The organism is Kitasatospora sp. NPDC057595, assembly GCF_042800875.1.
In the GTDB taxonomy this organism is placed as follows: domain Bacteria; phylum Actinomycetota; class Actinomycetes; order Streptomycetales; family Streptomycetaceae; genus Kitasatospora.
In genome coordinates this window covers 209,772-236,234 of the sequence record NZ_JBHVGL010000004.1, presented here as the reverse complement: position 1 = coordinate 236,234, position 26,463 = coordinate 209,772, and the positions used below count along the sequence as shown (strand labels likewise).

Annotated in this window: 19 protein-coding genes and 2 pseudogenes; 12 read left to right on the top strand and 9 right to left on the bottom strand. The window is 74.2% G+C overall.

Translation table 11 applies throughout. The features are described from left to right. Positions 1-13 precede the first annotated feature (13 nt). A complete protein-coding gene (locus tag ACFU9E_RS09400; RefSeq protein WP_380682923.1) occupies positions 14-1,660 on the top strand; it encodes a hypothetical protein in 1,647 nt (548 codons plus the stop codon). Positions 1,661-2,002: 342 nt separating this feature from the next. Here ACFU9E_RS09400 and ACFU9E_RS09395 read toward each other — a convergent pair. Continuing rightward, positions 2,003-2,734 (bottom strand): annotated as a pseudogene (locus ACFU9E_RS09395) (putative Ig domain-containing protein); the annotation flags it as partial. A 201-nt stretch (positions 2,735-2,935) separates the two neighbouring features. Then, positions 2,936-3,556: pseudogene (locus tag ACFU9E_RS09390) on the bottom strand (serine protease); the annotation flags it as partial. Between the two features lie 201 nt (positions 3,557-3,757). Between ACFU9E_RS09390 and ACFU9E_RS09385 the strand changes: the two are divergent. Then, complete coding sequence (locus tag ACFU9E_RS09385) at positions 3,758-4,603, top strand: hypothetical protein (RefSeq protein WP_380682922.1); 846 nt, start codon at positions 3,758-3,760, stop codon at positions 4,601-4,603. 11 nt (positions 4,604-4,614) lie between these two features. On the opposite strand, the gene ACFU9E_RS09380 is transcribed toward ACFU9E_RS09385, so the two are convergent. Continuing rightward, positions 4,615-5,424: a hypothetical protein gene (locus tag ACFU9E_RS09380; protein ID WP_380682921.1), complete on the bottom strand. Its 810-nt coding sequence runs from the start codon at positions 5,422-5,424 to the stop codon at positions 4,615-4,617. A 188-nt stretch (positions 5,425-5,612) separates the two neighbouring features. After that, complete coding sequence (locus tag ACFU9E_RS09375; protein WP_380682920.1) at positions 5,613-6,641, bottom strand: hypothetical protein; 1,029 nt, start codon at positions 6,639-6,641, stop codon at positions 5,613-5,615. A 149-nt stretch (positions 6,642-6,790) separates the two neighbouring features. Here ACFU9E_RS09375 and ACFU9E_RS09370 point away from each other — a divergent pair, with 149 nt between their 5' ends. Both ACFU9E_RS09370 and ACFU9E_RS09365 read left to right on the top strand, forming a co-directional pair. Next, the gene (locus tag ACFU9E_RS09370) at positions 6,791-7,915 is read left to right on the top strand and encodes an alpha/beta hydrolase (RefSeq protein ID WP_380682919.1); all 1,125 of its coding nucleotides are present in this window, start codon (positions 6,791-6,793) and stop codon (positions 7,913-7,915) included. 91 nt (positions 7,916-8,006) lie between these two features. Beyond that, positions 8,007-10,451, top strand: a complete 2,445-nt coding sequence (locus ACFU9E_RS09365) for an ArnT family glycosyltransferase (protein WP_380682917.1) — start codon at positions 8,007-8,009, stop codon at positions 10,449-10,451. A gap of 67 nt (positions 10,452-10,518) precedes the next feature. Here the strand turns inward: ACFU9E_RS09365 and ACFU9E_RS09360 are convergent, their stop codons facing one another. From ACFU9E_RS09360 to ACFU9E_RS09350, 3 genes are all read right to left on the bottom strand, one after another. Beyond that, positions 10,519-12,165, bottom strand: a complete 1,647-nt coding sequence (locus ACFU9E_RS09360; protein ID WP_380682916.1) for an alpha/beta hydrolase — start codon at positions 12,163-12,165, stop codon at positions 10,519-10,521. 144 nt (positions 12,166-12,309) lie between these two features. Further along, a complete protein-coding gene (locus tag ACFU9E_RS09355) occupies positions 12,310-13,074 on the bottom strand; it encodes an HNH endonuclease family protein (RefSeq protein ID WP_380682915.1) in 765 nt (254 codons plus the stop codon). Between the two features lie 149 nt (positions 13,075-13,223). Continuing rightward, the gene (locus tag ACFU9E_RS09350) at positions 13,224-14,138 is read right to left on the bottom strand and encodes an NAD-dependent epimerase/dehydratase family protein (protein ID WP_380682914.1); all 915 of its coding nucleotides are present in this window, start codon (positions 14,136-14,138) and stop codon (positions 13,224-13,226) included. A 122-nt stretch (positions 14,139-14,260) separates the two neighbouring features. On the opposite strand from ACFU9E_RS09350, the gene ACFU9E_RS09345 reads away from it, so the two are divergent. From ACFU9E_RS09345 to ACFU9E_RS09320, 6 genes are all read left to right on the top strand, one after another. Next, the gene (locus ACFU9E_RS09345) at positions 14,261-15,268 is read left to right on the top strand and encodes a GlxA family transcriptional regulator (protein WP_380682913.1); all 1,008 of its coding nucleotides are present in this window, start codon (positions 14,261-14,263) and stop codon (positions 15,266-15,268) included. A 64-nt stretch (positions 15,269-15,332) separates the two neighbouring features. Further along, on the top strand, positions 15,333-15,932 hold the full coding sequence (locus tag ACFU9E_RS09340) for an NTP transferase domain-containing protein (protein WP_380682912.1): 600 nt from the start codon (positions 15,333-15,335) through the stop codon (positions 15,930-15,932). 219 nt (positions 15,933-16,151) lie between these two features. Further along, positions 16,152-17,018, top strand: a complete 867-nt coding sequence (locus tag ACFU9E_RS09335) for a hypothetical protein (protein ID WP_380682911.1) — start codon at positions 16,152-16,154, stop codon at positions 17,016-17,018. A gap of 322 nt (positions 17,019-17,340) precedes the next feature. Beyond that, positions 17,341-18,060: a hypothetical protein gene (locus ACFU9E_RS09330; protein WP_380714873.1), complete on the top strand. Its 720-nt coding sequence runs from the start codon at positions 17,341-17,343 to the stop codon at positions 18,058-18,060. A 179-nt stretch (positions 18,061-18,239) separates the two neighbouring features. Beyond that, entirely contained in the window at positions 18,240-19,196 is a 957-nt protein-coding gene (locus ACFU9E_RS09325) for a (2Fe-2S)-binding protein (RefSeq protein ID WP_380683785.1), read from the top strand. 242 nt (positions 19,197-19,438) lie between these two features. Beyond that, positions 19,439-20,467: a DUF2637 domain-containing protein gene (locus tag ACFU9E_RS09320; RefSeq protein ID WP_380683786.1), complete on the top strand. Its 1,029-nt coding sequence runs from the start codon at positions 19,439-19,441 to the stop codon at positions 20,465-20,467. 46 nt (positions 20,468-20,513) lie between these two features. Here the strand turns inward: ACFU9E_RS09320 and ACFU9E_RS09315 are convergent, their stop codons facing one another. Both ACFU9E_RS09315 and ACFU9E_RS09310 read right to left on the bottom strand, forming a co-directional pair. After that, the gene (locus tag ACFU9E_RS09315) at positions 20,514-22,763 is read right to left on the bottom strand and encodes a SpoIIE family protein phosphatase (RefSeq protein WP_380683787.1); all 2,250 of its coding nucleotides are present in this window, start codon (positions 22,761-22,763) and stop codon (positions 20,514-20,516) included. A 333-nt stretch (positions 22,764-23,096) separates the two neighbouring features. Next, complete coding sequence (locus ACFU9E_RS09310) at positions 23,097-23,549, bottom strand: ATP-binding protein (protein ID WP_380683788.1); 453 nt, start codon at positions 23,547-23,549, stop codon at positions 23,097-23,099. A gap of 469 nt (positions 23,550-24,018) precedes the next feature. On the opposite strand from ACFU9E_RS09310, the gene ACFU9E_RS09305 reads away from it, so the two are divergent. After that, a complete protein-coding gene (locus ACFU9E_RS09305; RefSeq protein ID WP_380683789.1) occupies positions 24,019-24,729 on the top strand; it encodes an urease subunit gamma in 711 nt (236 codons plus the stop codon). Continuing rightward, positions 24,726-26,441, top strand: coding sequence for an urease subunit alpha (locus ACFU9E_RS09300; protein ID WP_380683790.1), 1,716 nt, complete (start codon positions 24,726-24,728; stop codon positions 26,439-26,441). The genes ACFU9E_RS09305 and ACFU9E_RS09300 overlap by 4 nt, the downstream gene beginning before the upstream one ends. Positions 26,442-26,463 lie beyond the last annotated feature (22 nt).

Below are 26,463 nucleotides of genomic sequence, written 5' to 3'. Positions count from 1 at the left end.
CCGGAGGAGCCCCATGCACGAGCCCCTGCACATCCGCCGGATCCTCGGCGGTGGGCCGTTCGCCGAGGCCGGGAAGCCCAGTGCCCTCGTCCGTGACGACGCGCGCGGGCTGGTCGCCGTCGGCGGAAGCGTCGGCCACCTGCAGTGGGGCGGCCGCGCGCTCGGCTCCTGGTACGGCTACCGCGTCGGCGTCTTCGGGCTCGACGACCTCCGCTGCCGGCAGCTCGTCCACAGCCGGTGGCCCGTGCTCGACCTCGCCCTCCACCCCCGCCTCCCCCTGCTCGCCGTCGGCACCGGCGCGTACGACGGCGGCTACCTGTACGAGGGCGAACTCCTGCTCGTCGACCTGGAGGACGGCACCACCACCTCCGTGCTCGAAGGCCACTGGGAAGTCCGCCGGGTGCGCTGGCGGAAGGACGGCCGCGCGCTGGAGCTGGTCGTGGCCCCGCCCGACGATGACGCGGACGACGCCCCCGAGACCCACGGCTTCGCCCCCGTCCTCGAACGCGACGACTGGCGCCGGGTCGCCCCCCGCAGCATCTCCTACCGGGACCTCACCGGCCCACGCGTCCGGGCGTCGCGCCGCCCCGAGGGCGCCGAGCAGGCCGCCCGCGAGGCGCTCGCCGCGCTCGCCGACGCGCACGGCGTGACGTGGTCGCCGCGGCGCCAGGTGTGGGCGGTGGAGGCGCTGGACGACGGGCGGGTGCTGGCCGCGCTGGAGGGGACGAAGCTGGAGAGCTGGTCGCCGTCCGGTGAGTCGCAGTGGTCGGTGCCCGACCCGGAGGGCGCACGCGAACTGCACGTCTCCCCCGACCGGACGTCCGCCTGGGTCAATGTCACCCGCCCGGGCCGCTGGGCGCACGGCGTCGGATGGGAGGAGGTCCCCGGCCTCGTCGAACAGGTCTCGCTCGCCGACGGCAGCACGCTCGACACCGTCGACGTCGACTTCCCCGCCGCCCTCGCCGCCGGCCTCGACGGCCGGCTCGCCCTCCGCGACACCCGCCTCGACCGGCGGAACACCCCGATGACCCTGCTCGCCCCCGACGGCACGCGGTCCGCCGGGCCGGCGCTCGGCTGCTTCGACTCCGTCAACATGTACTTCGGGGTGCGGCGCAGCCCCGAACCACTGTTCCTCCAGGGCGGGAGGAAGACGTACTGGAAGGACCAGTGGGTCGTCGCCGTCGACCCCGCGAAGCGCGAGGGCGGCAGGCCGGAGATCCGCCGGCTGTTCCCGCTCGACTGGGACGGCAAGCGCTCCCGTCGTCTCACCGGCGGCCCGGCCGTCCGCCTCGCGGGGAGCGACGGAACGGGCGGCGCCCTGGTCCACGCCGGCGAGATCCACGTCGACCGCGGGCCGAAGGCCGACCCCGCCTTCGTCGCCTGCCGCCGTTTCCCGGACGGCGCGCCGCGGTGGGTGTTCCCCGTGGAGCACCCGGTCACGGCGCTCGACTCCGCCGGCGACACCGTGTTCGCCGCCCTCCTCTCGGGCGAGATCCTCGCCCTCGACGCGGCCGACGGCACTGTTCGCCGGCGCGCCCCGCTCTCGGTGGGCGGTGTCCCGACGGTGGCCCTCTCCCTCGCCGCGACCGCGCCCGGGCGGCTCGTGCTCGGGACGGTGGACGGGCGCGTCCTCCTCGGCGAACTTCCCCCTCCGCGGTGAGCCGGCGGCCCGCCGCAACGGATGGTGCCTGCGGTGGCCGGACGCCGCAGATCAGCGGGATCCGGCAACCCCTGGTTCCCCGGTCCTCCAAAGCCGACCATCCTGGCTTCGGGCAACCCAGGCACAGCGGAACGCGCTCACGGCAGGAACCGCCACGTCACACCGGCACCCATCCCGATCGGCCGCCAACCACGGCCGGCTACCTACCAGCAGGTGCCACCCGCGTGCGCGGGGAGCAGGAAGTCGGCCTGTCCGACTTCCTACGCCGCGCAAGCGCCCACACAACACGCCTGCCACCCGGCTCGGGGGCCGGGCGGCAGGCGGGAGGGGTCAACCGACAGGTCAGCTCGTGGCGATCGAGGTGTCGTCGATCACGAAGCTGGTCTGCAGCGAGACGTCCTCGGTGCCGGTGAACTTGAGGGTCACCGTCTGGCCCGCGTAGGCCGACAGGTCGAAGGTCCGCAGCTGGTAGCCGGCGGCCGCGTCGACGTTCGAGTAGGTCTTCAGCGTGGTGCCGTTGACCTGGACGGCCAGCTTGTCGTACGCCGTCGTGCCGGACTCGGCCGTGTCGATGTGCAGGTAGAAGCTCAGCGTCGCCGAGCAGCCCGCCGGGATGCTCACCGTCTGGGACAGCGTGTCGGTGTGGGTCGAGCCGTAGCCGTTCAGCCACGCCTTCCAGGTACCGCCGTGCGGCGCCTGCGAGGACGAGTTGTCGACCACGCCGCTGGAGGTCGTCCACGGCGCGGCGGTACCCGTCTCGAAGCCCGCGTTGCCGAGCAGCTGCGCCGGGGTGCAGGTGCCGCCGCCACCGCCGGTGACGGTCCAGGTGAAGCTCGCGCTGCCCGTCCTGGCGGCCGAGTCCTTCGCCGTCACGGTGACGTTGGAGGTGCTGGCCGCAGTTGGGGTGCCGCTGATCACGCCGGTGGAGGCGTTGATCGACAGGCCGGCCGGCAGCCCCGTGGCGGTGTAGGTGTACGGCGTCGAACCGCCGCTCGCCTGGATCTGGAGGTTCGCCGAACCGCCCACCGCCGTCGACTGGTTGCCCGGGTTGACGACCGAGACGGAGCCGCTGCCCGCGGGCTTCGTCAGCAGGCATCCGCTGACGTTGAGGTCGATGACGCGCCCGTTGCCCAGGCAGGTGGTGAACCAGTAGGTCTCCTGACCGTAGCTCTGCCCCTGGTAGGCCGCGGTGGTGCCGTCGGCCGCCACCTCGCAGGGGTTGTTGAGCGTGCACATCTGGCCGTCGTCGTTGCCGGTGTTGTTGATGCCGACGACCTTCTTCGTCGCGGCGTCGACGATCGGCGAACCCGAGGTGCCGTGCGTGGTGTTGCAGCCGGAGCTGTAGCGGAGGGAGTCGTGCCAGGTCCAGGCGTCCTCGCGGAGCGTGCCGACGAAGCCGTTGACGGAGCAGTTCCAGGTCTGCTTCCAGTACGAGGAGGGTATGAACATCGCCGAGCCGTCGACCGGGTGGGTGTCGCTGATGGTCAGCGCCGTCGCACCGAACTTGGAGGTGATCGACCCGAAGGTGTCGGTGAGCTGGTAGAGCGCGACGTCCGTGCCGGTCATCGTGGCGTAGAGGATCTTGTCGGCCGTCACGGTGCCGAGCGAGCCGCCCGTGGCGTTGAGCAGGGTGCCGCTGCGGCTGGCGGACTGGTTCTGGATGACCTGGCCGGCGGACGGCATGGTCGGCAGGCAGTGCCCGTTGGTGAGCATGAGGGCCCGGTCGGCGTCGACCGAGGAGGGGTAACGCACCAGCGAGGCCGAGCAGTTGCTCAGCGCGATGGTCGACGTCAGGTCACCGGCCTGCACCGCCTGCGCGGGCGCGACCGCCACGGAGGTCAGGACCCCCGCGATGACGACGCTCGCGGCGGACGCGGCGGCAAGTCTCTTGAACATGGCTCTCCTTGTGGGGGATGCGGGGCGTACGACCGGTTGCGGACGCCCGCGCCGCACGAAAGTGCCATGACCACATCAATTGGTCAACGGTGCGAGCAGAAGTCAGGTGGAGAAATCCGCCCGGAGGCGCCGGATCACCGGTGCGACTGCCGGAGCCGGGCGAGTTCCGAGCGGGTGCGCGAGCGCGGCAGAATCGGACACATGAACGACAGCTTCACGCACCTCGGGACCGTCACCGCGCCTTCCGGGGTGCTCGTCTTCGGGATGGCCCTCTGGCTGGACCACTGGCCCGAGATCGGGCCGCCGCTGTCCGAGCGGGCGCGGGAGGCGGTGGCGCGGGGAGGCGGGAGCGGGCACCTCCTGGAGGGGCCGGCGGAGGCGGTGGCGGTTGCCGTCGACGGGACGCGGGCGCTGGCGGTGCGGGCGCGGACGGCACCGTCGCCGTTCGACGACGAGCCGGCGATCGCCGAGCTGGAGGTGGAGCTCGGGGTACCGTGGCCGGCGGGGCGGGAGGCGCCGGTGCCGGTCGGGGACCTACCGGTGGACCGGGGCGGGATGATGCTCGGGGACGCGGCCGGGCTGGACGCCTGGATCGGGCTTGAGGGGGAGCCGGCCGACGGGCTCGCCGACGTCAGCTACTGGGGGCGGGACCAGGAGGAGGCGTACCAGCGGTTCGGCGGGGTGCGGATCCCCCAGTACGAGGGGGACGAGCGGGGTCCGTACGGCTTCCTGGACCTGCCCGTCGAGAAGGCGACGGCGCTCGCCGCCGAGATCTCGGCGTACGGCGTCGGCGTGGTCTCCTCCGTCGACCCGCACACCGACTTCCACCGCTTCGAGTGCGCCGGCCGCACCCGCCCGCTGACCGTCGGCGAGATCGAGGTCGGCGGCTGCCCCGTGCTCGGCTTCGGGTGGTGCCAGGGCGACCACGCCGTCCGGCACCACGGTGAGCGGGACTGGGGGCGGGTGTACCCCGTCACCCTGGACCGTGGTGCGGACGGCGGGACGGTGCTGCGGTGGACCATTCCGGAGTGGGTCGAGGAGGAGTAACCGCCGAGGCGTCAGCGGAGGGCGAGGACGGGGCGGGCGGAGAGGTCTTCGGTGCAGTAGTCGCCGTCCTCGTCGAAGACCATGGCGGCGAGGTCCGGGTGCCGGTTGGCGGTGGCGAGCGGCAGCCAGGCGAGGACGGTGCCGTAGCCGCCGCAGACGGACTCGCCGCCGTCGCCGCCGTAGATGGCGCCGGTATCGCTGGTGATCTCCGAGCTGTAGGTGTCGTGGGCGATGCGCAGGCCGAAGGCGTTGGGGCCGGTGTGCGGGCCCGGCTCGGGGCCGTACGGGATGCGGTCGAGCGGGCACTCGTCACCCCAGCGGAACAGGGTGTGCGCTCCGGCCCCGCAGCCGTGCTCCCACTCGTCGGGGGTGGGCAGGCGCAGGCCCTCGTCGGCGAGGACGGCCGGCAGGTCGGCGGGCTCCTCCTCCAGCGGTTCGCCCTCGACGGCCATCAGCAGCGTCGGCACGGTGACGGTCCGGCGCGGGCTGAGGACCCGGGCGAGGTGGGCGTGCAGGTCCCCGTCACCGAAGCCCTGGCTGACGCTCTCCTCCCGGTAACTGGCCAGGAGTTCGGCGGACGGCCGCCAACTCGCCGTGTCGAAGCCGACGGTGACCCGCCCACCCGGTATCAGCGCGAACATCCGCCCACCGCGCTCGACCAGCACCCGGTGCAGCGGCGCGCCCAGGTGCTCGACCTCCTCGACGCGGTCGAGCCGGCCGCCGACGCTGCCCGCGATCTGGGTGGCGAGACGGCTGGCGGCGGTGCGGTCGAGACGGCGCCAGGCGGCGAAGGTCAGGGTGGCGAGCGGTTCAGGGGCCATGCCGGGAGTCTGGCACGCGGCACCGACACTTGCCCCGCAAGAGGCGCGCGACAGTCCGGGCCGTCGCCGAAGTCCGTCCCCCGGAGGCGATTTGGCCGATCCGCGAGCCTGGGCGGGGCGCCGTCCAACGGGCCCGGGGGCACCGCCGGACCGTCCGGCGGTGCCCCGTCCGTTGAACGCGGTGGCGCCTACTGCTGCGGGAAGGTCTCCTCGTCCACGTCGCTGGTCTTGGCGTTGCCGCCGACCTTGGCGGTCAGCGTGATCGTCCAGGAGACGTAGTTCCGGCCGCTGGTGTAGGACAGCGAGTCGTCGAACTTCGTGTAGCTGCAGCTCTGGGTGAACATCTTCAGCGAGGAGTCCCAGTCGACGCCCTCGGAGAAGTAGACGTCGTAGTCGCCGTCCTCGACGCCCTCGATCGCCGCTTCCTTGCCCTTGCCGACGTACAGCGAGTGGACCGTCTTGCCGCCCTTGTAGAGCGACACCACGGAGTCGACGGTGCCGGCGGTGTTGTCGACGTGGAACTCGCCGCCGCCCCGCAGCCGGCCCTTGGTGACGAAGGCGCCGTTGTCCAGCGAGCGGGTCTGCGGCTGCGGCGTCTGCGGGACGGTGAAGTTGGTGGTGTACCCGGCGGCCGCCATCTCGGCGAGCGAGGCCGGTATCGCCTTCAGTCCCTCGGAGAGGCCGACCTGGGCGTAGGCGGAGCCGGTGGTGCAGTAGGTCTTGGACTTGATCCCGGTCCGGATCTTGGTCAGGTCGGTGGCGAGCTGCGACAGCGCGTTCACCAGCTGGCGCTTGGTGGTGCCGACGGTGGCCGGGGTGTCGCTCAGGCCGAGTCCGCTGCTCGCGGAGTTGGCCGCGCCGGCCGCCTCCTGCAGGCCGATCATGAAGTTGTTCAGGTTGGCCGACGGGTTGATCTTGCCGAGCGCGACGCCGACCGGGTCGATGTAGCCGGCCAGGACGGGCCCGTACGGCGTCGGGGTCGGGGTCGGGGTGGGTGTCGCGGTGCGGGTCGGGGCCGGCAGGGCGGTGTTGAAGCCGTCGGACGGGCCGGACGATGCCGGTCCGCTGCCCGAACCACTGGCGGATCCGCCGCCCGAGCCGCCGCCCGAGCCACCGCTCGAACAGGCCGCCAGCAGCAGGGCGGTGCCCACCGCGACGCCGGCCTTGGTGAAGGACTTCATGCCGCTCCCCCGGTTGATCTTTCGGTACTGATCCATGCACACTCCGTGCTGTCTGCTGTCCCCGCGGACATGATTGCGATCCGACAAGACGCGGTCAACAGGGCGCATTTGCAGCGCACCGAAGCGTAGCGGGGGCGTACGACGGAGCGCACGGAGCGGTCTCCGACGTCAACTACGATCGGTCCGTGCTCAGCCTCACGGGTCTCCCCCTCCAGATCATCGCCGCCGTCATCGCGATCGGCGTGTTCGCCGCCACGATGTGGCTCTGGCCGAGATTCGGCGGCGGCGGCTGGAAGGCCTGGAGCGGCCGGCTCGGCGCGTTCCTCGCCACCCAGGTCGCGGTGCTCGTCGCCATGGGGCTGATCGCCAACGGCTACTTCGGCTTCTACAGCTCCTGGAGCGACCTGCTCGGCACCAACGGCAAGCCCGGCGAGGTGGTCGACCACCAGCCGAACGCGGCCGCCGCGCTGGCCGTCACCGGCGAGAAGAACATGTACTCGGCGCAGGGCTCGGCCCGCGACCGCTCCGGGCTGATCCAGGAGGTGTCGGTCCGGGGCAGGGCGAGCGGGCTGAACAGCGACGCCTTCGTCTACCTGCCGCCGCAGTACTTCCAGCCGGAGTACGCGCAGCGCAAGTTCCCGATGGCGCTGGTGCTGGCCGGGTACCCGGGCTCGGCGGAGAAGCTGATCACGCTGATGCAGTACCCGGCGTCCACGCTGACCGCGATCGAGCAGAACAAGCTGCCGCCGACCGTCCTGGTGCTGATGCGCCCGACGCTCTCCGGCAACCGCGACACCGAGTGCATGGACATCCCCGGCGGGCCCCAGGTGGAGACCTTCTTCACCAGCGACCTGCCGACGGCGCTGTCCGCCAACTACCGGATCGGCACCGACCCGGCCAACCGCGCGGTGATCGGCAACTCGACCGGCGGCTACTGCGCCCTCAAGTTCGCGCTGCGCAAGCCGGACGCCTACCGCTCCGCGATCTCGCTCTCCGGCTACTACACCGCGCCGATCGACGAGACCACCGGCGACCTGTTCGCGGGCAACGCCCAGCTGAAGCAGGAGAACGACCTGGTCTGGCGGCTGAAGAACAAGCCCGCCGAGCCGGTCTCGCTGCTGCTCGCCACCAGCTACGACGAGAACAACTACGAGGGCACCCAGGCCATGGTCAACTCCTTCAAGGCGCCGACCAAGCTCTCCACCATCACCCTCGACACCGGCGGCCACAACTTCCACACCTGGACCCGGGAGATCCCGCCCGCCCTGGAGTGGCTCGGCAAGCACCTGACGATGCCGCAGGCCGCGTAGCGCCGAGCGGCGGAACCGCGCCGGTCGGATCACAGACGCCTCATACCCGCGTCTCACGGTTCTCTCACCCGGGCGCCCGAGCGTAGCGCCCATGACCACGACCAGCCTCACCCCTCCGGCCGGCGAGCCCTGGCCGGAGGCCGGGGACTACCCGCCCCCGGTGCTGCCGCCCGCCCCCACGCCGGAGGGGCCGGCGCCCGGGCGGCCCGCCGGGCCGCCGCTGTTCCCGGAGCTCCCGCCGCCGCCCACCGGTCCCAAGGGGCCGGCCTCCTGGGCCGAGCGGCTGCGCACCCTGCCGGGCCGGACCTGGCGCGGGCGGGCCGACGACCCGCGCTGGGTGCGGCCCGCGCTGCTGGCGCTGCTGGCGGCCACCGCCGTCCTCTACCTCTGGGGCCTGTCCGCCTCCGGCTGGGCCAACTCCTTCTACTCGGCCGCCGCCCAGGCGGGCAGCCAGAGCTGGAAGGCCCTCTTCTACGGCTCCTCGGACGCCGGGAACTTCATCACCGTCGACAAGCCGCCGCTCGCGCTCTGGCCGATGGCGCTCTCGGCCCGCGTCTTCGGACTCTCCTCCTGGTCGGTGCTGGCCCCGCAGGCGCTGATGGCGGTGGCCACGGTGGCCGTGCTGTACGCGGCGGTGCGCCGGCGCTTCTCGCCGCTCGCCGGGCTGCTGACCGGTGTGGCGTTCGCGCTGACGCCGGTGGCGGCGCTGATGTTCCGCTTCAACAACCCGGACGCGCTGCTGGTGCTGCTGCTCACGCTGGCCGCGTACGGGCTGCTGCGGGCCGTCGAGGCGGCCGGCACCCGGTGGCTGGTGTTCACCGGGGTGATGTTCGGACTCGCCTTCCTCACCAAGACCCTGCAGGCGTTCCTGGTCCTGCCCGCGTTCGCGCTGGTCTACCTGGTGGTGGCGCCGACCGGGCTGTGGCGCCGGGTGCGCCAGCTGCTGGCCGGCGGGCTGGCGATGGTGCTCGCGGGCGGCTGGTGGGTCGCGGTGGTCGAGCTGGTCCCGGCCTCGGCGCGGCCGTACATCGGCGGCTCGCAGGACAACAGCTTCCTCTCGCTCACCTTCGGCTACAACGGCTTCGGCCGGCTCAACGGCAACGAGACCGGCAGCGTCGGCGGCGGCCGCAACCGGATGGCGGGCGGGTTCGAGGCGGCGTTCGGCGCCGGGCCCGGCGGCGCGACGGCCGGGGGCCCGCCCGGCGGGATGCGCGGCGGGGGCGGCTGGGGCACGACCGGCATCACCCGGCTGTTCGACGGCGACATCGGCGGGCAGATCGCCTGGCTGCTCCCCGCCGCGCTGATCCTGCTGCTGTTCGGCCTGTGGGCCACCCGCCGCCACGCCCGGACGGACACCGCGCGCACCGCGTTCCTGGTGTGGGGCGGCTGGCTCCTCTGCACCGCGCTGACCTTCAGCTTCATGTCCGGGATCTTCCACCAGTACTACACGGTGGCGCTGGCCCCGGCGGTCGCGGCGCTGGTCGGCATCGGCGTCGACGGGCTGTGGCGGGCCCGGCACCGGCTGCCGTACGCGGCGATGCTGGCCGGCACGCTCGCGGTGACGGCGGTGTGGGCGTACGTGCTGCTCGGACGCAGCAAGGACTTCCTGCCGTGGCTGCGGCCGACGGTCCTGGCCGGCGGGCTGCTCGCGGCGGTGGCGCTGCTGGTCGCCGGACCGCTGGCCGCGCGGCTCGCGCGCCGGGCGGACGGGGCCGCGGACGGGGCGGCGGGCGGGTCCTCGCGGCTCGCCGGACGGCTGACCGCGGTGGCGGGCCTGCTGGGCGCGGCGGCGGCGCTGGGCGGTCCGGCGGCGTACGCGGTGGAGACGGTCAACACCCCGCACCAGGGCTCGATCGTGCTGGCCGGGCCCGCCGTGGAGGGCGGCTTCGGGCCGGGCGGCTTCGGCCGGCGCGGCGCGGGCGGTCCGGGGGGCACGGGCGGTCTCCCCGGCTTCCCCGGCGCCCCGCAACAGCAGGGCGGCGGCCAGGACGGCGGCCAAGGCGGTGTCCCGGGCTCCGCGCAGCAGAACGGCGGCCAGGACGGCAACCGGGGCAACCGCACCCGCGGCGGCTTCCCGGGCGGCATGGCCGGCGGCATGGGCGGCATGGGCGGGCTGCTGAACGGCGCCAAGGTGAGCGAGGAGGCTGCCTCCCTGCTGAAGGAGGGCGCCGACGGCTACCGCTGGGCCGCCGCGACCAGCGGCTCGCAGAACGCCGCCAGCTACCAACTCGCCTCCGGTGTCCCGGTGATGGCCCTCGGCGGCTTCAACAGCAGCGACCCCTCGCTGAGCCTGGAGGCCTTCCAGCAGTACGTGCGGGAGGGCAAGGTGCACTGGTTCATCGGCGGCGGCTCGCGCCGCGCGGTCGGCGGCGAGAGCACCACCACGACCGGCGTGAACGGCATGCCCGGTGCCCCGGACGGCGAGTCGTCCGGGTCGCAGACCGCCCAGATCGAGGAGTGGGTGGCGAGCCACTACACCGCCCGCACCGTCGGCGGCTCGACCTTCTACGACCTGACCCGGTCCCCCACGTCCTGACCCTGACGGCGGGGCGCGGCACGGTGAACGACCGTACCGCGCCCCGCCGTTGTGCTGTGCTGAGGAATCACTTCGCGGTGTCGGTCGCGCAGCGCGTCCCGGCGGCCGGCACCGTGCCGTCGACGAGGAAGGCGTTCACGGCCGTGCGGATGCACTCGCTGCGCCCGTAGCCGGTGTGCCCCTCGCCCTCGCGGGTGAGCAGCACGGCGTTGCCGAGCTCGGCGGCGAGCTTCTCGGCGTTGGCGTACGGGGTGGCCGCGTCGCCGGTCGAGCCGACCACCACGATCGGCGTCGCGGCCTTCGAGGTGATCGCGTGCGCCTTCTCGGGCGAGCGGAACGGCCAGCTGCGGCAGTCGGGGTCGAACAGCGCGGATCCCGGCTCGCGCCGGCTGATCAGCGGAGCCTTGGACGCCATCTCGGCGTACGCGGCCTGCAGCGCGTCACCGGTCGGGACGCCGGTCGCACCGTCGGCGCAGTAGACGGCGGTGTAGGCGTCGGCCGAAACGGGGTAGTGGCCGTCCTTGTCGCGCTTGTTGTAGCCGTCCGCGTACATGAACAGGTAGTCGCCCTTGCCGTTGACCATGGCCTGTGCCAGCACGTTCCGCAGCTCCTCCCAGCCGCTCTCGTCGCCGTAGAGGCCCTCGATCACGCCGGTCCACGCCGCGGCGGAGGTGAGGACGCGCCCGTCCTTGGTGGTGAGCGGCTTCTGCTTGAGCCCGTCGAGGAAGTCGGCGAGCTTCTCGGGCGCCTTGTCCGGGTCCTTGCCGAGCGGGCACTGCTTCTGCTTGGCGCAGTGGGCGGCGAAGGCGCGCAGCGAGCGCTCGAAGCCCCCGTACTGCTCGATGTTGTTCTCGACCAGCGGCTTCGCCGGGTCGACCGCGCCGTCCAGGACGAGCCGGCCGACGCGGTCCGGGAACTCCTCGGCGTAGACGCTGCCGATGTAAGTGCCGTAGGACAGCCCGAGGTAGCTGAGCTTCTGGTCGCCGAGCGCGGCCCGCAGCACGTCCATGTCGCGGACGGTGTCGCGGGTGCCGATGTGCTCCAGCAGCTTGCCGTACTTGGCCTGGCAGGCGTCCGCGAGCACCTTGCCGTGCTCGGGGCCGAGGTCGTCGGTGGTGAGCCAGGTGTCACGGGTCCTGTCGTCCAGGCAGCTGATCGGCGAGCTGAGGCTGCTGCCACGCGGGTCGAAGCCGACGATGTCGTAGTGGTCGCGCAGCGGGCCGTCGTAGTCCTTCTGGCCGCGCTGGACCATGCTGACGCCACTGCCGCCGGGACCGCCCGGGTTGACCAGCAGGGAGCCGGTCCGCTCGCCGGGCCTGGCGCTGCCGATCCGGGCGACGCCGACGTCGAGGCTCCCGCCGGACGGGTCGGCGTAGTCCAGCGGGACCTTGAGGGTGGCGCACTGCACCGCCGACTCGTCGATCTTCGCGGTCTTCGGGTCGTCCTTGCAGGCCGCCCAGGCGAGCTGCTGACCGTAGAAGGCCTGGAGGGCCGGGTCCGCCTGACCGGTGGGCTTGACGGTCGGCGTGGGCGTGGCAATGGGGGTGGGCGTCGGGGTGGCGGTCGCCGGGTCCGTGGGCGACGGCGTGGTGGTCGCGGCGGCGGACGGCGTGCCGGAGGCCGCGTCGGTGGAGCCGCCCGAGCTGGCGCAGGCGGCCAGCAGGGCGGCCGCGGCGACGGCGGGCAGGGCGCGTCGCGAGAACCGGGTGATCATCGAATGCACCGCATACGAATACCACCTGACGATCACACGGTTGACGGTGCCCCACCCGCCGCACCCCGCCCGTCCCGCCCGCTTCGGGACAAAGAGCGACGAACCGTCCGAGGAAACGTTTCCTCGGCTACTCCTCAGCCCCCGTCAGCCGCCGCACTGCTGCAGCATCGCCTTCTTGTCGGCCTCCGTCACCGGCAGCTGGTACTTCAGCGACACCTGCGCGAAGCGCACCGCGTACGAGCAACGGATCTCCGGGTTGGCCGGCAGCCAGGCAGCCGGACCGGAGTCGCCCTTGGAGGCGTTCTGCGAGCCGTCGGCCGGGATGAGGTTGAGCGGGTCGTTGGCGATCTGCACCCGCTTCAGCTTCTCCCACTTGCTGGCGCCCATCTGCCAGTCGTAGGACAGCGGCATCACATGGTCGATCTGGATCTTCGAGGCCTGCTGCTTGTTCCAGTCGACCGTCTTGCCGGTGTACGGGTCGTAGATGGTCATCGAGGTGACCGTGCACTTCGAGCCGTCCTTGCGCTCGACCGCCGAACCGTCCCGGGCCAGCAGGTCGTTGCGGGTGTCGCAGTTGTTGTGACCGCCCGGTATGCCGTCCACGTTGTCGGTCCAGGCCGGTCCGAACTCATTGCGGTCGTAGCCGTCCTTGGGACCGGCGGCGGCGGTGGCGACCTTGGCTATCAGCTCGCGGCCCGCCTTCTGGTCCGCGGCCGAAGTCAGCGGCGCCAGACCGGGCTTGGTGCCGTCGGGGTTCTCCAGCGGACTGGTGCCCCGGCTCGCGGCACCCGCCGCCCCGCCGGAGGCGCCGCCGCCGGACTTCTTGTCGTCCGAGCAGCTGCTCAGCACCACGGCGGATATCAGGAGGACGGCGGCGGCGGCGGACAGGGTGGAACGACGGGCGGGCACGGGGACTCCCCAGGTGGGCGGGCGGCTGACGGCGCACCAGCAGACCAGCCGCCCAGCGGGCGGTCAAGCCACCACAACAGGGAGCATTTCGATCATGGCGAAGCTCACACCGAACGCCCGAGCGCCCCGCCGCCCCGCCGCGTCCGCGCTCAGGGCCGCAGCGCGCGGACGCTCTCCTCCACCACCGTCTCCAGCGGGGTCGCCGCCACCGCCAGCGTCTCCCGCGTCACCGTCGAGTCGAGCAGCAGCGGCCGGTCGTACAGGTAGCCCATCTCCTCCACCTCGGCGAGGATCTCGTTGCCGGAGCGGGCCAGTTCCGCCCGGGAGACCTCGGTGAGCGCCGGCTCCGGCGCCCCGGCCGCCTTCGCCAGCCGCCCGGCCAGCTCGCGGGCGGACACCTCGGAGGTGCTGGGCACGTGCCAGGCCCGGCCCCAGGACGTCTCGTTGCGCGCGGCGGCGACCAGGGTGGCGGCCACGTCGCCGACGTAGCTCCAGCTGTGCGCCGCGTCCAGGTCGGCGGGGTAGCCCACCGGCTCGCCGGCCACCACGGCGGGCACCACGGTGAAGGCGAACAGCGACGTGGCACCGCGGCCGACGAAGTCGCTGGCCCGCACCTCGGTGACGCGCGCCCGGCCCGCCTCGTGGGCGGCCAGCGCGTCCGCCCACAGGGCCGCCCGCAGCGTGCCCTTGCGGCTGGTCGGAGCGGCCGGCAGGTCCTCGGTGAGCGGGCCGGCCACCGGTCCGTAGCCGTAGACGTTGCCGAGCATGACGTAGCCCGCGCCGGTCCGCTCGGCGGTGGCCAGCAGGGCGGCGGCGAGCGGCGGGAACTCGGTCAGCCAGCGGTGGTACTGCGGGGCCGCGCAGTTGATCAGCGAGTGCGCGCCCTCGACGAGCGCGGTGAGGGCGTCGGCGTCGGTGGCGTCGGCGGCGACCCGCTCGATGCCCGGGTGCTCGGGACCGCTGCCCCGCCGGGTGACCAGGCGGACCTGCTCGCCCTCCCCGGCCAGGCGCAGGGCGGTGGCGGTACCGGTCGGGCCGGCGCCGGTGACGACGTGGAAGGACATGGAAGGCTCCTTGGTTGCCTGAGGGGTGGCGGCGCCGGACTGCGCGGCGCCGTGATCAACTCTCGGCCAGGGCCCCGCCGCGCGGCAGGGCTCCGGCTGCCAAGGTTCCGGAGGTTCTGGCCATGCCCTCGTCCGCGCCCACGCCCGCCCCCTCGGGCGTCCACCGGATCGCGGTCGTCGCCGTGCCGCCGGTCACCGCCTTCGACCTCACCATCCCCGACATCGTCTTCGGCTCCGCCGAGGTGGACGGCCGCCCGGCCTACCGGGTGCGGATCTGCACCGTCGAGCCCGGCCCGGTGGCGAGCACCGGCAGCCTCCAGGTCGTCGTCCCGCACGGCCTGGACGCGATCAGCACGGCCGACACCGTCCTCGTCACCGGATCGGCGTCCCGGGCCGACGCCGACGAGCGGATCCTGGCGGCCCTGCGCACCGCGGCCGGCCGGGGCGCGCGGATGGCCTCGATCTGCACCGGCGCCTTCGTGCTCGCCCAGGCCGGACTGCTCGACGGGCACAGCGCCACCACCTACTGGGTGCAGGCGGGCGCGCTGGAGCACCGCTTCCCCAACGTCCGGGTGCTGCCGCAAGCGCTGTTCGTCGACGACGGCCCGGTGCTCACCTCGGCCGGGCTCACCGCCGGCATCGACCTGTGCCTGCACATGGTGCGCACCGACCACGGCGCGGCGGTGGCCAACGCGGTGGCCCGGCTGGCGGCGGTCTCGGCGGTCCGCGACGGCGGCCAGGGGCAGGTCCTGCCGACGCCGGTGGCCGCCCCGGACGGCAGCTCGCTCGCCGCCACCCGGGCCTGGGCCCTCGCCCGGCTCGCCGAGCCGCTCACCCTGGCCGGACTGGCCACGCACGCGGGGGTGAGCGTGCGCACCCTCAACCGCCGCTTCCAGGCCGAGACCGGGACCACCCCGCTGCAGTGGCTGCTCACCCAGCGCCTCGAACAGGCCCGGGAGCTGCTGGAGTCCACCGAGCTGGCGGTCGAGCGGGTCGCCGCCCGCACCGGCTTCGTCACCCCCGACTCGCTGCGCCGCCACCTCCTCCAGCGGGTCGGCATGACCCCACGCGCCTACCGCGCGCACTTCACCCGCCCGACGGCCCGGCCGACGGCCCGCGCGGGCGGCTGAGCGCGCGACCGACCGCCGTCCGACGGGCTGTTCGGCGACGGCCCCGGGCGGGCACGCTGAGCGCATGGAACAGGGCGATGCGGTGGCCGCCGTGGTGCTGGCCGCCGGGGGCGGACGGCGGCTGGGCGGACGGCCGAAGGCACTGCTCCGCTACCGGGGCCGGCCGCTGGTGGAGCACGCGGCGGCGGTGGCCCGGGCGGGCGGCTGCCGGGAGGTGACGGTGGTGCTGGGCGCGGACCGGGCACGGGTGCGGTCGACGGCGCACCTGCCGGGCTGCCGTCTGGTGGCCAATCCGGACTGGGAGAGCGGCATGGGCTCCTCGTTGCGCACCGGCCTGGCCGCGCTGCCGGCCCGCTCCTCGGCCGCGCTGGTGATGCTGGTGGACACCCCGGGGGTGAGCCCGGCCGCGGTGGCCCGGCTGCTGGCCGCGCACCGGGGCGGGGCGGAGCTGGCCGCCGCCGCGTACGAGGGGCGGCGCGGGCATCCGGTGCTGATCGGCGCCCGGTACTTCGCCGCGGCGCTCGCCGCCGCACACGGCGACGCGGGGGCGCGCGCCCTGCTGGCGGCGCACCCGGACGAGCTCGTCCTCGTCGAGTGCGCCGACGTCGCCGCCCCGGACGACCTGGACACCCCGGCCGACCTCGCCCGCTGGGGCGCGGGGTGACTCACGGGGCGGACCGGGCCGCACACGTTCACCCCGGTCCGCCCCGGGAACGGCCCCGGCTCCCACGCGAGGGGGAGTCCTCTCCTCCTCACCGCCGATCGATCGAGCGCACACCCCTGATTCCTCCCTGAGGATTGCCGCATTCCGCGCCGTGTCCGGCGGGTTTCGGGGAGCATGGGACACGTCACCCACCCCCGACTCGAACGGACGGTGCCCGCCATGCCCGGACTGCCCGACGACTTCACCGGACACGACCCGGCCGGCCGCGGCCCGGGGGCGGCGGGTGGCGCCCGGGCGATCCGCTGCCCCGCCTGCCGACGGGAGCACCTCTACGAACCGCCGTCACTGCCCTGCCCCTGCGGCGCCTCGCTCAAGGTGCCGCTGCTGCGCGGCGGGGTGCCGGTGCAGGTGCGCTTCCGGTCCTGGGAGGACTCCTGGCTGAGCATGCGCTGTCCGCACTGCGGGCGCTCCGACCAGTGGCCGCAGCCCGAGTTCACCTGCAACTGCGGAGCCACCGTGCGGCTCCCGGTGGACCGGACGACCCGGCTGGGCGGCTCCACCGCCGGTCCGCTGGGCACCGCCGCCGGCCCGCGGGCCTCCCACCCGCACCCGACGCGGCCCGCGCACTCACTGGACGCCCCCGCCGCGGCACCACCCGCCACGGGCGCGGGCACCCCGGCGGCGCCCTGGCGGCGGCGCGCGCCGTTCCGCCCGCACCCGGTGCGGACCTCGCAGGACGCGGTGTTCACCGCGGCCCGCTACCTGGAATGGCTGGGCTTCGACGACCTGGAGCTGACGGAGGCCCAGGAGCGGGACGGGGTCACCCTGCTGGGCAGCCGGATGGTCGCCCAGGTGGACACCTGGACCGAGCCGGCGGACGTGAAGTCGGTCGAGTGCCTCTGGCTGCAGACCCTGCACGCGGAGGAGATGGCCGCCGCGATGTTCACTCTTGCGGGCTACTCGCACCAGGCCACGGTGCGCGGGGAGCAGCTGCTGGTCGCCCTGTTCAGCCTGGACCTGGCGGGTGTGCCGCAGCCCGCGAACGGCGCCGCGGAGGCTCTGATGGAGACCGGCTGGACGTCCTGAGGCCCGTTCGGGCCCCGGCCGCCCGCCCGCTGATCGTTTAGACGAAAACCCGGCCGAGCGCAACAACCTCCGCTCGTGATCTGGTGCACAAGCTCGCCCCCGTGTTGAATTGCCGCCACAACGCGGGCCTGTGGCGCGTCATGCCACGAGTGGGGAGGGGCCCGCTTTCCTGCTGGATGGCGCACACAAGGAGGTGGCGTTGTCGGAGCACGGATGGGGCCCTAGTGGCCGGGACGCACGGGGGCCGGCGGCGCCTCCGGAGCCGGGGGACACCGTATGGCGGTTACGGTCCCGGGCGTGCTGGCGGGAGGCCGCCGAGCTGTTGCGGCCGACCGCCGAGCGCGACCCGTCAGCGGCGCTCGTCAGGGCCGAACTGTTGATCGAGCAGTGCCTGTTCACCGCCGCCCACTGGGGTCAGGCCGAGCAGGCGCTGCGACTGGCCGAGGCCGTCGCGGCGACCACCGAGCAGCGCGCCTCGGCGGCCTGCGCCCGGGGCTTCCTGGCGTACGTGGCCAGCGTGCTCGGTGCCCGCGACCGGCTGGACGAGGCACAGGCGGCGCTCGGCCGCACCTCGGCCCTGCTGCCGCCGGACGCACCGGGCCGGCCACTGCTGGACTTCCGCCGGGGGCTGGTCGCGGAGAACCTGCTGCGCGACCCGACGGCGGCCTGGATCGCCTACCGGCGGGCGCACGACGGCGCGGGCGAGCGGGGCGACGAACTGCTGCGCTCGTCGACCTGGCGGCACCTGGCCGCGCTGGCGCTCGCGGCGGGGGACCGCGAGCGGGCGTGGGAGGGGTTCGACGCCTCGCTGCGGCTGCGCGAGCAACTGGGCTTCACGGTGGGGGTGGCGCCGGCGCTGGCGGCACTGGCCGAGGTGTCCGAGCCGGCCGAGGCCACACGGCTGCGGGCGGAGGCGGCCCGGTTGGTGCAGGCCCTCGGAGGCGTACCGGTCTGGCTCGCGCGCCAGCTCGGTGCGGGGCGCGCGCCGGGCGCCCCCTCGGACGGACGCGTCGAGAGGCAGAGCCAGGGGCCGATCAGCTAAGGTGAGGCTAACCTGGCCGGGTCGAGCAGTGACCCGGCCGGGTCAGCCTTGCCGTTCCCGGGCTCCGCCGGCCCCCGGCCGGCCGGGCCCGGACGTACGGCGCAGCGGTGTCACGGCACGCCCCGGCCGGGCACGGACCGGACGGTCCGGTCGGCCCGGTCGACCCGAGGGGCACGACCATGACCGCGAGCAGCGCCCGACCCGCCGCCGAACGGGCCGACCCCACCACCCGCCGCCACGGCCCCGCCCCCTCCCTCACCACCGCTCCCCCGCGCACCGCCCCGGAACCGGTGGCCGCCGCACACGTCCACCGGCCCGACCAGGCCGGCGCCGAGGTCCCCTTGCCGCCCGGGTCGGGCGTCTACCGGCGGCTCGGCGAGGTGGTTCCCGAGCTGCGGGTGCGGTGTGCGCCGCCGCGTTCCGGGCGGGGCTGGATCGCGGGGGCGCAGCTGACGGCCGACCCGGACGCACTGCGGGAGTTGGTCGCGCACGACGCCCGGCAGGGCCTGGCCCGCTACGGCCGGGCGCTGCGGCCGGACGTGGCGGCCGGCATCGGGCTGCACCGGTTCGTCTGGCAGGCCTCGCTGCTGTTCACCCTGCCGTGGTTCCTGGAGCGCCGGGTGCCGCTGCTCGCGCCCGCCGATGTCTCGGTCCGCCGCCGCAGCGGTGAACTGACGGTCAGCCAGGACGCCTTCGTCTGCCTGTCGCACGATCCGGCGGCGGTCCGGGCGGCGCGGACGGTGGCCGACGAGACCGCGCTGGCCGCCGAACTCCGGGCGGCGCTCGCGGACTTCCTCACCCCGGTGCTGACGGCCTTCCGTCCGGAGGTGCGGCGCGGGCCGCGCACGCTCTGGGCGATGGCCACGGACTCGGTGGTGGAGGGCCTCTGGTACGTCGGCCGGCGGCTCGGCGAGGAGGAGCGCGTACGGACGGAACTCACCGCGCTGTTCGGCGCGGACGGCCCCGGCGCGCCGGAGTGCGCGCCCTTCACACCGGGCGCCGGGTTCACCGCTCCGGCGCCCGGCTCCCCGGCACGCATCGAACAGTCCGAGCGGTGCCGGGCCAGTTGCTGCCTCGTCTACACGGCGCGGATCGAGGCGATGTGCGCGGGCTGCCCCCGCGTCGCGCGGGTTTGACGGAGTTCTACGCAGGCCGACGCGGGCCGGACCGGGACCTTCGACGGGTCCGGAATTCCCGGCTCCCCTTTTCTCATATCAATATGACGGCACGACTTATCCCCCGACAGAAATCCCTCGCTCCGGTGCATTGACAGGAAATCAGCCGCTCTCCGACCGCGCATCCGCCATGATGGTCCCCGCCATCACGGCGCAGGAATCGCGGCGCGGGAAAACGCAGGAAAGCGAGGCTGGTCCAGGCGATGAAATTGTCCGACATACCGCTGGGTTGGGCCGTCACCGGCGTCGCGGTGCTGCTGCTCACCGCACTCCTGGTGGCCCTGGCCCGGTACCGGGGAGGCACCGGCGGCGGGAGCGGAGCGGACTCCTGGGAGCGGGCCGAGGAGCGCCGCCGCCGCAAGGAGTCCCTGTACGGCGGGGCCTCCTACACCCTGCTGTTCTGCTGCGCGGCCGTGGCCGCCGCGCTCTCCTTCCACGGCCTGGTCGGCTTCGGGGTGCAGAACCTCAACCTGTCCGGCGGCTGGGAGTACCTGGTGCCGTTCGGCCTGGACGGGGCCGCGATGTTCTGCTCGGTGCTCGCGGTGCGCGAGGCCAGCCACGGCGACGCGGCGCTCGGCTCCCGGCTGCTGGTCTGGCTGTTCGCCGGTGCCTCGGCCTGGTTCAACTGGGTGCACGCCCCGCGCGGCTTCGGCCATGCCGGCGCGCCGCAGTTCTTCGCGGGGATGTCGCTCTCGGCCGCCGTGCTGTTCGACCGGGCGCTCAAGCAGACCCGCCGCGCCGCGCTGCGCGAGCAGGGGCTGGTCCCCCGACCGCTGCCGCAGATCCGGATCGTCCGCTGGCTGCGCGCCCCGCGCGAGACCTACGCCGCCTGGTCGCTGATGCTGCTGGAGAACGTCCGCAGCCTGGACGAGGCTGTCGAGGACGTCCGCAACGACAAGCGTGAGCGGATCCGGGAGAAGGAGCGCCGCAGGCTGGCGGGGCGCCGCGAGCGGGCCGAGATCCGGGCGATCAACCGCACCAACAGCGTCTGGCGCCAGCGCGGCGGCGGAGCTCCCCCGGCGGCGCCCCGGCAGCTGGAGTCCGGCCCGGAGTCCGCCAGGGCGGCCGGCGCCGACGGGCCCGGCGCCGGGGGCGCGGCCGCCCAGCCCGGCCTGCCGGCCGGGCCCGAGCGGCGCACCGTCGACCTCACGACCGAGCAGAACACCGCGGCCCTGCCCCGGCTGGACTTCCTGGAGCAGAAGCTGAACGACCTGGAGCAGCAGTTCGGCTGACGCCCCGGAACCGCTGAACGCCCGCCCGTCGAGCGCCCGCCGAACGTCAGTCCGCGGGCGTCACGCTGAGCTCGAACCACATCCGCTTGCCCGTCCCCCGGGGCTCCACGCCCCAGCCGTCGGCCAGCGCCTCGACCAGCATCAGCCCGCGCCCGGACGACGCCTGCTCCCCCGGGGTGCGGCGGGTCGGCCAGAGGTCCGACTCGTCCTCCACCTCGACCCGCAGCCGCGCCCGGCCGCCGTCCGCGACCGGCTCCCGGTAGAGGCGGGCGGTGAACATGGCGTCCCGGTCGGTGTGCCGGATGGCGTTGGTGACCAGCTCGGAGGAGAGCAGTTCGGCGGTGTCGATCAGCTCGGCCACGCCCCAGCGGCGCAGCGCGTCCCGCAGCTCGGCGCGGACCTCCGAGATCCGGGCGAGGTCGGCCTGGCCGATCCGGCGGCGCAGCTGCTGCGCGGCCAGGCCGCCCTCGGGGCCGTCCCAGCGCAGCAGGAGCAGCGCTATGTCGTCCTCGCGCTCGCTGGAGTCGGCGGCCTGCGAGGCGATCCGGTCGGCGAGCTCGTCCAGCGGGTCGCGGCCGCTCGCGGCGGGGCTCGCGAGCGGCTCGGCGAGCACCGCGGTGAGCCGGGCGATGCCCTCGTCGAGGTCCATGCCGCGCGCCTCGACCAGGCCGTCGGTGCAGAGCAGCACGGTCTCGCCCGGGTCGAGGCTGAACCGGGTGACCCGGTACTCCTCGTCCGGGGCGATGCCGAGCGGCAGCCCGCCGGCCACCGGGACGGTGGTGGCGGTGCCGTCGCCGCGCCGCACCACCGGGTCGAGGTGGCCGGCCCGGACGGCGTAGACCACGCCGTAGTCGACGTTGACCTCGGCGTAGGTGCAGGTGGCGAAGTGGTCGGTGTCGAGGTCGGCGAGGAAGCGCGAGGCCCGGGCCATCACCGCGGCGGGCGGGTGGCCCTCGGCGGCGTAGGCGCGCAGCGCGATCCGCAGCTGGCCCATGATGCCGGCCGCGTGCACGTCGTGGCCCTGGACGTCGCCGATCACCAGGCCGACGTGGCCGCCGGGCAGCGGCACCACGTCGTACCAGTCGCCGCCGATCTGCAGGCCGGAACCGGCCGCCAGGTAGCGGACGGCGGTGGTGACGCCCGGCACGGACGGCACGGTGCGCGGCAGCATGACGCGCTGGAGGCCGGCCGCCAGTTCGTGCTCGGCGTCGTGCAGCCGGGCCCGGGCCAGGGACTGCGCGACCAGGCCGCCGAGGGTGGAGAGCAGGGTGCGCTCGTCGGCGTCGAGCCGGCGGTCGTCGTCGAAGCTGACCACGCAGAGGCCGATCGCCCGGCCGCTGGCGACCAGCGGCAGGAAGGCCCAGGAGCTGCGGGTGGTGCGGCGGGCCTGCTCCCAGACGTCCGGGTAGCGCTCGCGGTACTCCTCGCGGCTGGCGCAGAACACCGGGGCGCGGCCGCGCAGCGCCTCGGCGGCGGGGTGGCTCGGCGGCAGCACCGAGCGGTCGTAGCCGGCCAGCTCCTCGGTGGGGTAGCCGGAGGCACCGAGCATCTGCACCCGGCCGGCCTCGAAGGAGGCGAGCACCAGGCCGTCCGGCGGCAGGCCGGGCAGCGGCAGCTCGGTGAAGACCCGGGCGACGTCCCGCACGGTGACCGCCTCGGAGAGCGCGCGGGCGGCCTCCTTGATGAAGCGGGAACGCTCCTCGCGCAGCAGGGCGAGCCGGTCGGCGCGGTCGCGTTTGTGCAGCTCGACGGTGGCGTCCCAGACGAAGCCGACCATCCGGGAGGCGCGGCCGAAGGCGTCGGCGAGGACCCGGCCGCGGAACCGGACGGCCCGGGTGGCACCGCCCCGGCCGACCGTCCGGTAGTAGGCACCGCACTGGCCGAGTTCGGCGACGGCGCGTTCGACCCGGCGGCGCACCACGGGGGCGTCCTCGGGGTGGAGCAGGGCCAGGAAGGAGGCGGAGGTGCGGTCGAAGCGGCCCTTCTCGGCGGTGTCGAGGCCGACGATGGCGCAGGCGCGCTGGTCACCCTCCAGAACGTCGCGGCGGATGTCCCAGTCGAACGAGCCGATGCCGTTGGCCGCCATCGCGGGTTCGAGCCAGTCCGGTGTGGAGTCACCCGGGGAGAGCGGCAGACCACCGGAGAGCATCGGCGCCAGCCGACCGGCCGCCAGGCCGGGGGCGGTGCGCAGCGGGTGCCGCCGGACCGCCTGCGCGGGGGGTCTGGCCCGCCCGGAGCCGGTCGTGGTCGGACCGGCGGGAAGGGCCGGCCCCGGTGACTCGGGCTCTGTGGGCATGCTGCTCCTGCCGCTGCCGTGGCGGACCGCGCCGACCGTCCGGACGGGCCGCGTGGCGGGTGGTGGGTGGTGCTCGACGGTCGCGCGCCCATGGGCGGTCATCGGTCGAGGTGGTCTTTCCCCGCCGCTTCTCGCACGTGGGCACACATTCCCACCATCCTGGCCAATGTTCGGCCGAGCGGCAATGGCAACGGGCCGGAAACCTTGTCGCGTGCCTTCACTTCCGGGCATCGTTCGACAGCGAACGGTGCTCGTACGACAAACGGCGCGCGATGGGGGCCGATCGGTGAACCGCGGACGGCGATCGGCGAACCGCGGTCCGCGGGCGGCGGCTCAGGCGCCGACGATGCCCAGTTCGAACCAGGTGACCTTGCCGTCGCCGCGCAGCTGCACGCCCCAGGAGTCGGCGAGCGCCTCGACCAGCATCAGCCCGCGGCCGGAGGTGGCGTACTCCGCGTCCTGGTCGCGGCGGCGGCCGGGCAGCCGGGCCGTGCCGTCCTGGACCTCGATGCGCAGCCGCTGGTCACCGGTGAGCACCGCGTCGAAGACCGCGCCCTGGCCGGTGTGCTGCAACGCGTTGGTGACCAGTTCGGAGGTGAGCAGCTCGGCGGTGTCGGCCAGCTCGGGCACGCCCCACACGCCGAGCGCGGCGCGCAGCCGGCGGCGGACCGCGCCGACGCCGACCAGGTCGGCGGCCTCCAGTGCCAGGTGGAGCCGGCGGTTGAGCGCACACCCGGGTGCCGGTACGCCCGGGCGGGTGACGCCGGGCACGCCCAGCGCGTTCACGGGGCCCGTGGTGCCCGCCGGGGCGCCCTGGCCGGTTCCGGTCACCCGGAAGGCGCCCCCCGAACTCGTTCGCTGCCGCGGGAATCGCGACTGACCGTCCATCACCCCTGCCCCCGCCCTCGCTCCGGGTCACCGGTCCGGTATCCCCCGCCGGCCGGTCGGCCCACTTGGTACTGACCAATCATCCTCATGCCCAGCTTTCGGCATTTGGAACAGCACCCAGGCGATCACCTGGGGTGAAAGGGGCACGGGGCGGTTCACGTGATCCAACTGCCCCCGCCGGACAGGTTTGCGAAGCGTACGGGCGGTTTTCGGTCTCCGGCGCCGCCGCCCCGGCGTTCCGCCGAGCCGATCGCCGCGGGAGCGGCAAGGCTGGACAGGGCGGACCGCTCCGGGTTCAATGACCGGAGATGTTTGAACGCCGTTCTAACGTTTTTCCCCCTCACCCGGCGACCGCGAGCGAGGAACCGTGCGACTGACCCCCACCGAGCGGGACCGGCTGCTGATCTTCACAGCAGCCGAGCTGGCCCGCGCCCGCCGCGCCCGAGGCGTCCGCCTCAACATCCCCGAGGCGACCGCGCTGATCGCCGACACCGTCTGCGAGGCCGCCCGGGACGGCCGGCGCCTCGCCGAGGCCATCGAGGCCGGCCGCTCCGTGCTCACCGCCGACGACGTGCTGCCCGGCGTGCCCGACGTGGTCACCGTGGTCCAGGTGGAGGCGGTCTTCGACGACGGCACCCGCCTCGCCGTGGTCAACGACCCGTTCCGGGGCGCCGGCTCGCTCGGCGACGAGGCCCCCGGCGGCGCGCTGCTCGGCGACGGCGCCGGCTACGACCCGGTCGAGGAGACCGTGGTCCTGCCCGTCCACAACACCTCCGGGGTGCCGATCTCGGTCACCTCGCACTTCCACTTCTTCGAGGCCAACCCGCGCCTGGCCTTCGACCGCGCCGCCGCCTACGGCACCCACCTGGCGATCCCGGCCGGCTCCTCGGTGCGCTTCGACCCGGGTGCCACCGTCGAGGTCGGCCTGGTGCCGATCGGCGGCGCGCGGGTCGCGATCGGCTTCGCCGGCCTGGTCGACGGCCCGCTGGACGCCCCCGGCGCCAAGGAGGCCGCGCTGACCAAGGCCCGCGCCACCGGTTACCTCATCCACTTCGACGACGCGGAGGTCGAGTCGTGACGTCCATCACCCCGCTCGACTACATCTCCGTGCACGGCCCCCGGGCCGGCGACCGGATCCGGCTCGGCGACTCCGGGCTGATCGTCCGCGTCGAGTCCGACTCGCAGACCCCGGGCGACGAGTTCCTGGCCGGCTTCGGCAAGACCGCCCGCGACGGCCTGCACCTCAAGCCCGCCGCCGTCCGCGACACCTGCGACGTGGTGATCAGCAACGTCCTGGTGATCGACGCCGTCCAGGGCATCCGCAAGACCTCGATCGGCCTGATCGCCGGCCGGATCGCCTCGATCGGCCGGGCCGGCAACCCGGACACCATGGACGGCGTCGACGTGGTCGTCGGCACCGGGACGACGATCGTCTCCGGCGAGGGCATGATCGCCACCGCGGGCGCCATCGACACCCACGTCCACCTGCTGTCGCCGCGGATCATGGAGGCCTCGCTCGCCTCCGGCGTCACCACGATCATCGGCCAGGAGTTCGGCCCGGTCTGGGGCGTCGGCGTCAACTCGCCGTGGGCCCTGCGGCACGCCTTCAACGCCTTCGACGCCTGGCCGGTCAACATCGGCTTCCTCGGCCGCGGCTCCTCCTCCGACGAGGCCCCGCTGATCGAGGCCCTCGCCGAGGGCGGCGCCTCCGGCTTCAAGGTGCACGAGGACATGGGCGCCCACACCCGCGCCCTGGACACCGCGCTGCGGGTCGCCGAGGAGTACGACGTCCAGGTCGCCCTGCACACCGACGGCCTCAATGAGTGCCTGTCCGTCGAGGACACCCTCAAGGTGCTGGAGGGCCGGACCATCCACGCCTTCCACATCGAGGGCTGCGGCGGCGGCCACGTCCCCAACGTGCTCAAGATGGCGGGCGTGCCGAACGTCATCGGCTCCTCCACCAACCCCACCCTGCCGTTCGGCCGGGACGCGCTGGGCGAACACTTCGACATGATCGTCTCCGCGCACGACCTCAAGACCGACCTGCCCGGCGACGCCGCGATGGCCCGCGACCGGATCCGGGCCGGCACGATGGGCGCCGAGGACGTGCTGCACGACCTGGGCGTCATCGGCATCACCTCCTCCGACGCCCAGGGCATGGGCCGGGCCGGCGAGACCGTGCGCCGCACCTTCGCCATGGCCGGCAAGATGAAGGCCGAGCTCGGCCCGCTCGACGGCGGCTTCGGGACCGTCGAGAGCGGGGACGACAACGAGCGCGTCCTGCGCTACATCGCCAAGCTGACCATCAACCCCGCCATCGCCCACGGCCTGGCCCACGAGGTCGGCTCGATCGAGATCGGCAAGCTGGCCGACATCGTGCTGTGGCGCCCGGACCACTTCGGCGCCAAGCCGCAGCTGGTCCTCAAGGCGGGCTTCCCCGCCTACGGCGTGGTCGGCGACCCCAACGCCTCCACCGACCGCTGCGAGCCCCTCGTGCTGGGCCCGCAGTTCGGCGCGCACGGCGCCACCGCCGCCGACATCTCGGTCGCCTTCGTCGCCCAGGCCGCCGCCGACGGCGCGTACCTCGACCGCCCCGCCGACGGCCTGCCCACCCGGCGCCGGCGCGTGGGCGTCCGGGGCACCCGCGGCATCGGCCCGCGCGACATGGTGCGCAACGCCCGGGTCGGCCGCGTCGAGGTCACCGAGACCGGCCTGGTCTCGCTCGACGGCGCCCCGCTGCGCTCCGAGCCCGCCGACAGCGTCTCGCTCAGCCGCCTCTACTTCCTCTGACCCTCCCCCGCCCCACCGAAGG

Bases quoted from the DNA above. Each gene is read 5' to 3' on its own strand.
- ACFU9E_RS09335 (WP_380682911.1), top strand. From the start codon at position 16,152: ATGCCCGGACTGCCCGACGACTTCACCGGACACGACCCGGCCGGCCGC.
- ACFU9E_RS09340 (WP_380682912.1), top strand. From the start codon at position 15,333: ATGGAACAGGGCGATGCGGTGGCCGCCGTGGTGCTGGCCGCCGGGGGC.
- ACFU9E_RS09380 (WP_380682921.1), bottom strand. From the start codon at position 5,424: ATGGCCCCTGAACCGCTCGCCACCCTGACCTTCGCCGCCTGGCGCCGT.
- ACFU9E_RS09375 (WP_380682920.1), bottom strand. From the start codon at position 6,641: ATGGATCAGTACCGAAAGATCAACCGGGGGAGCGGCATGAAGTCCTTC.
- ACFU9E_RS09360 (WP_380682916.1), bottom strand. From the start codon at position 12,165: ATGATCACCCGGTTCTCGCGACGCGCCCTGCCCGCCGTCGCCGCGGCC.
- ACFU9E_RS09345 (WP_380682913.1), top strand. From the start codon at position 14,261: ATGCCCTCGTCCGCGCCCACGCCCGCCCCCTCGGGCGTCCACCGGATC.
- ACFU9E_RS09400 (WP_380682923.1), top strand. From the start codon at position 14: ATGCACGAGCCCCTGCACATCCGCCGGATCCTCGGCGGTGGGCCGTTC.
- ACFU9E_RS09320 (WP_380683786.1), top strand. From the start codon at position 19,439: ATGAAATTGTCCGACATACCGCTGGGTTGGGCCGTCACCGGCGTCGCG.
- ACFU9E_RS09365 (WP_380682917.1), top strand. From the start codon at position 8,007: ATGACCACGACCAGCCTCACCCCTCCGGCCGGCGAGCCCTGGCCGGAG.
- ACFU9E_RS09315 (WP_380683787.1), bottom strand. From the start codon at position 22,763: ATGCCCACAGAGCCCGAGTCACCGGGGCCGGCCCTTCCCGCCGGTCCG.
- ACFU9E_RS09325 (WP_380683785.1), top strand. From the start codon at position 18,240: ATGACCGCGAGCAGCGCCCGACCCGCCGCCGAACGGGCCGACCCCACC.
- ACFU9E_RS09350 (WP_380682914.1), bottom strand. From the start codon at position 14,138: ATGTCCTTCCACGTCGTCACCGGCGCCGGCCCGACCGGTACCGCCACC.
- ACFU9E_RS09385 (WP_380682922.1), top strand. From the start codon at position 3,758: ATGAACGACAGCTTCACGCACCTCGGGACCGTCACCGCGCCTTCCGGG.